The following is a 7,184-nucleotide window of genomic DNA, read 5'->3' as shown; positions in this document are numbered from 1 at the left end:
CGTGCCAGCCGCTGGCCGGCAGCCCCGTGGACCGTTGCCAGTTTCCCTATGGTTGCCGGCCAGCGGCCGGCACTACCTTTATGAATGGGCGATATTTCCACCCTGCCCGCCCCGCCGCGGCTTCGGTATGCTGGCGCCCTTTCCTGAATCCGGCGCCGCGCGCGCACTGCCGATGAGCCTGTTCCGCCCCCGCATGCTGCTGTCCGTCGCCCTGATCGGCCTGCTGGCCGGCTGCGGTGGCGATCCGGTCCGCCCCACGCCACCGCCTGCGCCGACCGTGGTCCCGCAGGCCAAGCCGGTGAAGATCGGCATCGCCCTGGGCGGCGGCGCGGCCAAAGGCTTTGCCCATATCGGCGTGATCAAGATGCTGGAGGCCAACGGCTTCGAGCCAGCCGTGGTCGCCGGCACCAGCGCCGGCAGCGTGGTCGGCGCCCTGTATGCCAGCGGCATGGATGCCTTCCAGATGCAGAGCAAGGCCGTCGCGCTGGACGAAGCCAGCATCCGCGACGTGCGCCTGTTCTCCGGTGGCCTGGTGCAGGGCCAGAAGCTGCAGGACTACGTCAACGAGCAGGTCGCCAACCGTCCCGCCGAGCGCCTGAAGAAGCCGTTCGCCGCCGTCGCCACCCAGCTCGAAACCGGCGAGCGCGCAATCTTCGTGCGCGGCAACGTCGGCCAGGCAGTGCGCGCGTCGAGCAGCATTCCCGGTGTGTTCGAGCCGGTGAAGATCGGCGGCCGCAACTACATCGATGGTGGCGTGGTCAGCCCGGTGCCGGTGGATGCCGCCCGCCAGCTCGGCGCCGACTTCGTGATCGCCGTGGACATCTCCAGCAAGGCCAGCGGCAAGGCGCCGACCGACATGCTGGGCATCGTCAACCAGTCCATCTCGATCATGGGCCAGCGCCTGGGCGAGCAGGAACTGGCGCGCGCCGACATCGTCATCCGCCCGAAGGTACTGGACATCGGTGCCGCCGATTTCAGCCAGCGTGGCACCGCGATCCTGGAAGGCGAAAAGGCTGCGATGGCAGCGATGCCGCAGATCCGCGCCAGGATCCAGCAGCTGCAGCGCGCGCGCGCCGCAGCAGCCGCACCGGCACCGGTGGCCGCGCCGAAGTGCGAGGAAGCCTCGCGCCTGGGCAAGCTGATCGGCCGCAAGGACAAGTGCTGATCCATTGAAGCCAGGCCACCGGGCCCGCCCGGTGGTTGCTCAGGATTCCAGCTGCGACAGCGGCAACGCCTGGAAGCCCTTCACCGTGCGCAGCACGAAGCTGGAATTGGCATCGGCCACGCCACCGGCATTGAGCAGCCGGTCCAGCAGGAAGCGCGAGAAGTGCTCCAGGTCGCGCACGTAGACGTGCAGCAGGTAGTCCATGTCACCCGTCAGCGCGTGGCAGGCCACCACCTCGTCCCACGCCTGCACGCTGTCCACGAAGTGGCCGATGGCGGCCTGGTCGTGCTTTTCCAGCTGCACGCGCACGAAGGCCTGCAGGCCCAGCCGCAGCTGCCGTGGCTCCAGCCGCGCGCCATAGCCGACGATCACGCCCTCGCTTTCCAGCCGCTGCAACCGCCGCAGGCAGGCCGAAGGAGAGAGATTCACCCGCGCCGCCAGTTCGGCGTTGGTGGCGCGCCCATCCCGCTGGATTTCGGCCAGCAGGCGTATATCCGTGCGATCGAACTGGACTTCTCCGGCCATTGTTGCCCCGCAACATGGTGAGTACGCAATGATATTGCGCCAACAAGGCCAATCGGCGCAACTTTTGCAACCCTGTTGCGCGTCCCCTGCCCTAGCATCATGGGTATCCCATCCAGGAGTGCCGCATGGACCTCGCCCAGCCCCGCCGCGTCGAACACCAGCAGACCGACAAGGGCTACGTGCCGGTGTATACCACCGCGCTCGTCGAGCAGCCATGGGACACTTACAGCGCCGACGACCACGCGACCTGGAGCACGCTTTACCAGCGCCAGCGCGAGCTGCTGGTCGGCCGTGCCTGCCAGGAGTTCCTGGATGCGCAGGACGAGATGGGCATGAGCGCACACATGATTCCGCGCTTCGACCAGCTCAACGAAGTGCTCGGCGCCGCCACCGGCTGGACCTTGGTCGGCGTTGAAGGCTTGTTGCCGGAACTGGATTTCTTCGACCATCTGGCCAACCGCCGTTTCCCGGTGACCTGGTGGATCCGTCGCCCGGACCAGATCGACTACATCGCCGAGCCGGACCTGTTCCACGATCTGTTCGGCCACGTACCGCTGCTGATGAACCCGGTGTTCGCCGACTACATGGAGGCATACGGCCGTGGCGGCGTCAAAGCCCACGCGATCGGCCCGGATGCGCTGCAGAACCTGACCCGCCTGTACTGGTACACGGTGGAGTTCGGCCTGATCGATACGCCCGAGGGCCTGCGCATCTACGGTGCCGGCATTGTGTCGTCGAAGGGCGAGTCGCTGTACTCGCTGGAATCGGCCGCGCCCAACCGCATCGGCTTCGACCTGCAGCGCATCATGCGCACGAAGTACCGCATCGACACCTTCCAGAAGACCTACTTCGTCATCGACAGCTTCGAACAGCTCATGCAGGCGACCTCGCCGGACTTCACCCCGATCTACGCGGCCCTGGCCAACCAGGCGCATCTGCCGGCCGGTGAAGTGCAGGGCGACGACCGCGTGTTCCAGAAGGGCAACGGCGAAGGCTGGGCCGACGGCGGCGACGTGTAAGCACACAACGCGCACGGCTTTGCACTGAAAACGGCGCACATGGGTGCGCCGTTTTCGTTGTTGCCTGCCTGCGCCACTGCAGCGACGCAGGCGAGGGCAGGGCACTCAGGCGTCCACGGCCCGGCAGGACCCGCGCACCATCAACTGCGGATGCACGCTGGCCGCGGTCGGCGCGTCGGGAACGTCGGCCTGGACAAGCATGGCGGCGGCGGTGCGGCCGATATCGGAGACGTGGCGACGCACCGACGTCAGCGGCGGCCACAGCCGCGATGCCAACGGGCTGTCGTCGTAGCTGACGATCGACAGCTGCTGCGGCACCGCGATGCCTGCACGCAATGCCACCTGGTACACGCCTGCGGCGATTTCGTCGTTGCCGGCGAAAATCGCACTGGGGCGTTGCTCGCCCATCAGCAGCCGTTCGGCGGCATGCACGCCGGACTCGAAGGTGTCGCCCGCTTCCAGCACGCGCTCGCCGGGCAGGGTCAGGCCGACCTGCGCCAGCCGATCAAGGAAACCATGCGTCCGTTCGCGCGCGGCACGCCGGTCACCCGGTCCGGTGATCACCGCGATGTCGCGGTGGCCAAGCGAAAGCAGGTAGCCCGCCGCAGCGGCAGCACCATCGCGGTCATGGGTGACCACGGCATGGTTCTCATCCTCCGAGGCATGCGCGTTGATGCGCACGTAGCGGCAGTCGATGTCATCGAGCATCTGCGCCAGCGCAGCCGATTCGGACGCACGCGGCCCCAGGATCACGCCGTGCAGCTTCTGCTGCTGCACGAAACGGCGCACGCCCTGCGGGCATTCCGGATCCTGGCTGTCGCAGGGGTGCACCACCAGCTCATAGCCAGTGCCGCGCAGCGCGTCCAGCGCGCCGTGCTGCAGGTCGACGATGCATTGGGCACCGGGATCGTCATACACCAGACCGATCAGGAAGGAGCGGCGGAATGCCAGCCCGCGCGCGAGAGGATCGGGCACGTAACCGACCTCGCGCATCAACGCCTCGACCTTGTCGCGGGTGTCCTTGCGCACCAGCGGCGAGTTGTTGATGATTCTTGAAACCGTTTTCTTGGAAACTCCCGACAGTCGTGCGATGTCGTTGATCGTGGCAGCCTTGCCCTTCGATGCCGGCAACGCGGCATCGCTAATAGTTCGCACTGACATGTATAGAACCAGGTAAGTCGGAGAATTCTAGCCTTGCGCCCGTCGGGCGCGAAGTTGCGGAATGTCGCAGCGGATCTGAATCGTGTCGTGTTCGACAGATTCTGCTGCGCAAGGTTCCATTGTGATCGCTCTACTGCTTCTGCATCTGAATCGTTCTTCCGCGCGTATTCACCCTGAATGTGGACGCGACGCGCGCGAACGCCAACATTCCCTTAACCATGCTCCGCTACATTCGAGGCATGGACCTGCAGACTTCTCCGTTTCCGCCGTTCCGTGGCCGCGACCGGTTGATCGCCGCAGTCGACGCGGCGATGAGCTCCGGTGATCCCGAGCGCATCACGGCCGACCTGCAGCTGGCGCTGCAGGAAGCCATAACCGACAGCCGCATCGAGTTGCCCGAATGCGTGCATCGGCCGGTCAGTGATCATTACGCGCGACGTCCGCTGTACCACAGCCGCGAACACGGCTACAGCGTGATTGCCATGAGCTGGGGCCCAGGGCAGGGCACGCCGCTGCACGACCACGATGCCATGTGGTGTGTGGAGGGCGTGTGGTTGGGCGAGCTGGAGATCACCCGTTACGAGCTGCTGGAGTGCGCCGGCGAGCGCTGGCGCTTCCGCCGCCACGCCGCGCTGCGCGGGGGCTGCGGCAGTGCCGGCAGCCTGATCCCCCCGCATGAGTACCACACCCTGCGCAATGCCAGCGATGAGGCCCTGGCGATCTCGGTACATGTGTACGAGGCGCAGATGGAGCGCTCGGCGGTGTTCGATCCGCTCGGTGGCGACTGGTACCAGCGCCGCATCCAGGCGCTGCAGGCCGACCCGGCCTGAATCCGGCGCGGTGCGGAGCAGGGCACCGTCGCGGTCCGCATGGCATCATGCGCCGCTGCGCTGCCGGCACCGGCAGCATCCGCGATGCCCTGGCGGGCAAGGAGCAAGACGATGTCCAGCGCTGATCCGCGCCTGCGCGCGCTGTTGAAGCTGGCACCGGTGATCCCGGTGTACACCCCTGAAGATGTGAATGAAGCGGTCGAAGTAGCCCAGGCACTGTTCCGTGGTGGGCTGCCGGTGATCGAGGTGACCCTGCGCACGCCGCAGGCGCTGGATGCGATCAAGGCCATGGTCGAGGCCGTGCCGGACGCGGTGATCGGTGCCGGCACCGTACTCAACGCCGCGCAGATGCAGGCGGCGAAGCAGGCCGGTGCGCGTTTTGCCGTTTCCCCCGGTGCCACGCCGGCACTGTATGCGGCCGCGCGTGATGCCGATCTGCCGTACCTGCCCGGTGCTGCCACCGCTTCGGACCTGATCCAGGGCCTGGAGCACGGCGCGGACACCTTCAAGTTCTTCCCGGCCGTGCAGGCCGGCGGCGCCGCGCTGCTGGCCGCCTGGCACGGCCCGTTCGCCGATGTGCGCTTCTGCCCGACCGGCGGCATCAGCGCGCAGACCGCGCCGCAGTTCCTGCACCTGCCCAACGTGCTGTGCGTGGGCGGTTCGTGGCTGACCACCCCGGCGCTGCTGCAGACCCGCGGCTGGGACGCCATCGAGCGCCTGGCCCGCGAGGCCTCGGTGCTGGCCAGCTGAACCTGCTTCGCGGATCTTCAAAGGTTTGATCGTGATCAAAGCGCCGGCCTCGCGCCGGCGTCATTCTGTGGGCAAGCGCACTACGGAGATCCGAACATGAATTCCACCATGAAGGCCGCTGTCGTGCGTGAGTTCGGCAAGCCACTGGTGATCGAGGAAGTCTCGGTACCGCGCCCGGGGGCGGGCGAGGTACTGGTCAAGATCGAGGCTTGTGGCGTCTGCCACACCGACCTGCACGCCGCCGAGGGCGACTGGCCGGTGAAACCGAACCCGCCGTTCATCCCCGGCCACGAGGGCGTGGGGCACGTCGTGGCCGTGGGAGGCGGGGTAGGGCACGTCAAGGAAGGCGACAGGGTCGGCATCCCCTGGTTGTACTCGGCGTGTGGTCATTGCGAACACTGCCTGGGTGGCTGGGAAACGCTGTGCGAGACGCAGCGCAACACCGGCTACTCGGTCAACGGCGGCTTCGCCGAGTACGCACTGGCCGATGCCAACTATGTCGGCCTGCTTCCGAAGGACGTGGGCTTCGTCGAGATCGCGCCGGTGCTGTGCGCCGGCGTGACCGTCTACAAGGGCCTGAAGGTCACCGACACCAAGCCCGGTGACTGGGTGGCGATTTCCGGCATCGGTGGCCTGGGCCACATGGCCGTACAGTACGCCCGCGCGATGGGCCTGAACGTGGCTGCGGTGGACGTGGACGACACCAAGCTGGCACTGGCCCGCCAGCTGGGCGCGCAGGTCACCGTCAACGCGCGCACCACCGACCCGGCCGCGTTCCTCAGGAAGGAAATCGGCGGCGCCCACGGTGCGCTGGTCACCGCGGTATCGCCGAAGGCGTTCGAACAGGCACTGGGCATGGTGCGCCGTGGCGGCACTGTCTCGCTCAATGGTCTGCCGCCCGGCAACTTCCCGCTGGACATCTTCGGCATGGTGCTCAACGGCATTACCGTGCGCGGCTCGATCGTCGGTACCCGCCTGGACCTGCAGGAATCGCTGCAGTTCGCCGCCGAGGGTAAGGTCGCGGCGACGGTCAGCACCGACCGCCTGGAAAACATCAACGACGTGTTCGCGCGCATGCATGCGGGCACCATCGAAGGCCGCGTGGTGCTCGACTTCGCCGCCTGACCCCCTGTGCATGGCCGCCGTCGCTCCGTCCCCCTCTCCCACGGACGCGGCGGCCATGCCGATTCATCGGATCGGTTCCCCCCACATTTCGGTAGTGCCGGTCGCTGGCCGGCATGCCGGGTTCTCCGCCGCAGCCGTACAATGCGCGCATGCCTGGCGTGCTCAAGACCCTGTTCCTGTCCCTCGCTGCCCTGATCGGCGGTGTGCTGTCGCTTGCGCTGGTCAGCAGCGTCGCCAGCTGGCTGCCACCGTTGCTGGGCCTGTCGCCGGACAACAACAGCGTGCAGCTGGGCTGGGATCTCACCTTCAGCGTGCTCGGTGGCATCGCCGGGGTTTCCTTTGCCACCTATTACGCGCCCTGCTGGCCGCGATCGCACGGCTTCTCGATCTGGTCGCTGGTCGCGCTGGGCTGTGGCTACGCCATGTGGACGGCGGGTGCGGATTTCCCGTTCTGGTTCGTCATTTCACTGCTGGCGTCGCTGCCGTTGCAACTGCTGGCCGGCTGGTGGTTCGGCCGTCGTCCCTCGCGCGATCCGCGCTGAGCGCATGCAGGTAGTGCCGGCCGCTGGCCGGCAACCTCGGCCATCCTGCCGTTGCCGGCCAGCGGCC

General features: G+C 67.2%; 8 protein-coding genes. 6 read left to right on the top strand and 2 right to left on the bottom strand.

Annotated elements, in window-relative coordinates:
• Positions 1–172 precede the first annotated feature (172 nt).
• Positions 173–1,165 (top strand): patatin-like phospholipase family protein, encoded by a 993-nt coding sequence (locus tag ABGA94_RS10870; protein WP_134955745.1) that lies wholly within the window; start codon positions 173–175, stop codon positions 1,163–1,165.
• A gap of 39 nt (positions 1,166–1,204) precedes the next feature.
• Here the strand turns inward: ABGA94_RS10870 and ABGA94_RS10865 are convergent, their stop codons facing one another.
• Entirely contained in the window at positions 1,205–1,690 is a 486-nt protein-coding gene (locus tag ABGA94_RS10865) for an Lrp/AsnC family transcriptional regulator (RefSeq protein WP_005411782.1), read from the bottom strand.
• Between the two features lie 125 nt (positions 1,691–1,815).
• Here ABGA94_RS10865 and phhA point away from each other — a divergent pair, with 125 nt between their 5' ends.
• Positions 1,816–2,709: a phenylalanine 4-monooxygenase gene (gene phhA / locus ABGA94_RS10860; protein WP_111129421.1), complete on the top strand. Its 894-nt coding sequence runs from the start codon at positions 1,816–1,818 to the stop codon at positions 2,707–2,709.
• Positions 2,710–2,814: 105 nt separating this feature from the next.
• On the opposite strand, the gene ABGA94_RS10855 is transcribed toward phhA, so the two are convergent.
• Positions 2,815–3,870, bottom strand: coding sequence for a LacI family DNA-binding transcriptional regulator (locus ABGA94_RS10855; RefSeq protein ID WP_065179060.1), 1,056 nt, complete (start codon positions 3,868–3,870; stop codon positions 2,815–2,817).
• Positions 3,871–4,109: 239 nt separating this feature from the next.
• Between ABGA94_RS10855 and ABGA94_RS10850 the strand changes: the two genes are divergently transcribed.
• From ABGA94_RS10850 to ABGA94_RS10835, 4 genes are all read left to right on the top strand, one after another.
• A complete protein-coding gene (locus ABGA94_RS10850) occupies positions 4,110–4,700 on the top strand; it encodes a cysteine dioxygenase family protein (protein WP_053496714.1) in 591 nt (196 codons plus the stop codon).
• 111 nt (positions 4,701–4,811) lie between these two features.
• Positions 4,812–5,450: a bifunctional 4-hydroxy-2-oxoglutarate aldolase/2-dehydro-3-deoxy-phosphogluconate aldolase gene (gene eda / locus ABGA94_RS10845; protein WP_375367261.1), complete on the top strand. Its 639-nt coding sequence runs from the start codon at positions 4,812–4,814 to the stop codon at positions 5,448–5,450.
• A 96-nt stretch (positions 5,451–5,546) separates the two neighbouring features.
• On the top strand, positions 5,547–6,575 hold the full coding sequence (gene adhP / locus ABGA94_RS10840; protein ID WP_061480462.1) for an alcohol dehydrogenase AdhP: 1,029 nt from the start codon (positions 5,547–5,549) through the stop codon (positions 6,573–6,575).
• A 149-nt stretch (positions 6,576–6,724) separates the two neighbouring features.
• Positions 6,725–7,117, top strand: coding sequence for a hypothetical protein (locus tag ABGA94_RS10835; RefSeq protein WP_375367259.1), 393 nt, complete (start codon positions 6,725–6,727; stop codon positions 7,115–7,117).
• Positions 7,118–7,184: the final 67 nt, after the last annotated feature.

The sequence above is a fragment of the Stenotrophomonas sp. 3diitr2024 genome (genome assembly GCF_042136455.1).
Lineage (GTDB): Bacteria > Pseudomonadota > Gammaproteobacteria > Xanthomonadales > Xanthomonadaceae > Stenotrophomonas > Stenotrophomonas sepilia.
The sequence above is the reverse complement of the archived record's forward strand: the minus strand, read 5'-3'. Positions and strand labels throughout refer to the sequence as shown.

Bases quoted from the DNA above. Each gene is read 5' to 3' on its own strand.
- ABGA94_RS10855 (WP_065179060.1), bottom strand. From the start codon at position 3,870: ATGTCAGTGCGAACTATTAGCGATGCCGCGTTGCCGGCATCGAAGGGC.
- ABGA94_RS10870 (WP_134955745.1), top strand. From the start codon at position 173: ATGAGCCTGTTCCGCCCCCGCATGCTGCTGTCCGTCGCCCTGATCGGC.
- ABGA94_RS10835 (WP_375367259.1), top strand. From the start codon at position 6,725: ATGCCTGGCGTGCTCAAGACCCTGTTCCTGTCCCTCGCTGCCCTGATC.
- adhP (WP_061480462.1), top strand. From the start codon at position 5,547: ATGAATTCCACCATGAAGGCCGCTGTCGTGCGTGAGTTCGGCAAGCCA.
- ABGA94_RS10850 (WP_053496714.1), top strand. From the start codon at position 4,110: ATGGACCTGCAGACTTCTCCGTTTCCGCCGTTCCGTGGCCGCGACCGG.
- phhA (WP_111129421.1), top strand. From the start codon at position 1,816: ATGGACCTCGCCCAGCCCCGCCGCGTCGAACACCAGCAGACCGACAAG.
- ABGA94_RS10865 (WP_005411782.1), bottom strand. From the start codon at position 1,690: ATGGCCGGAGAAGTCCAGTTCGATCGCACGGATATACGCCTGCTGGCC.
- eda (WP_375367261.1), top strand. From the start codon at position 4,812: ATGTCCAGCGCTGATCCGCGCCTGCGCGCGCTGTTGAAGCTGGCACCG.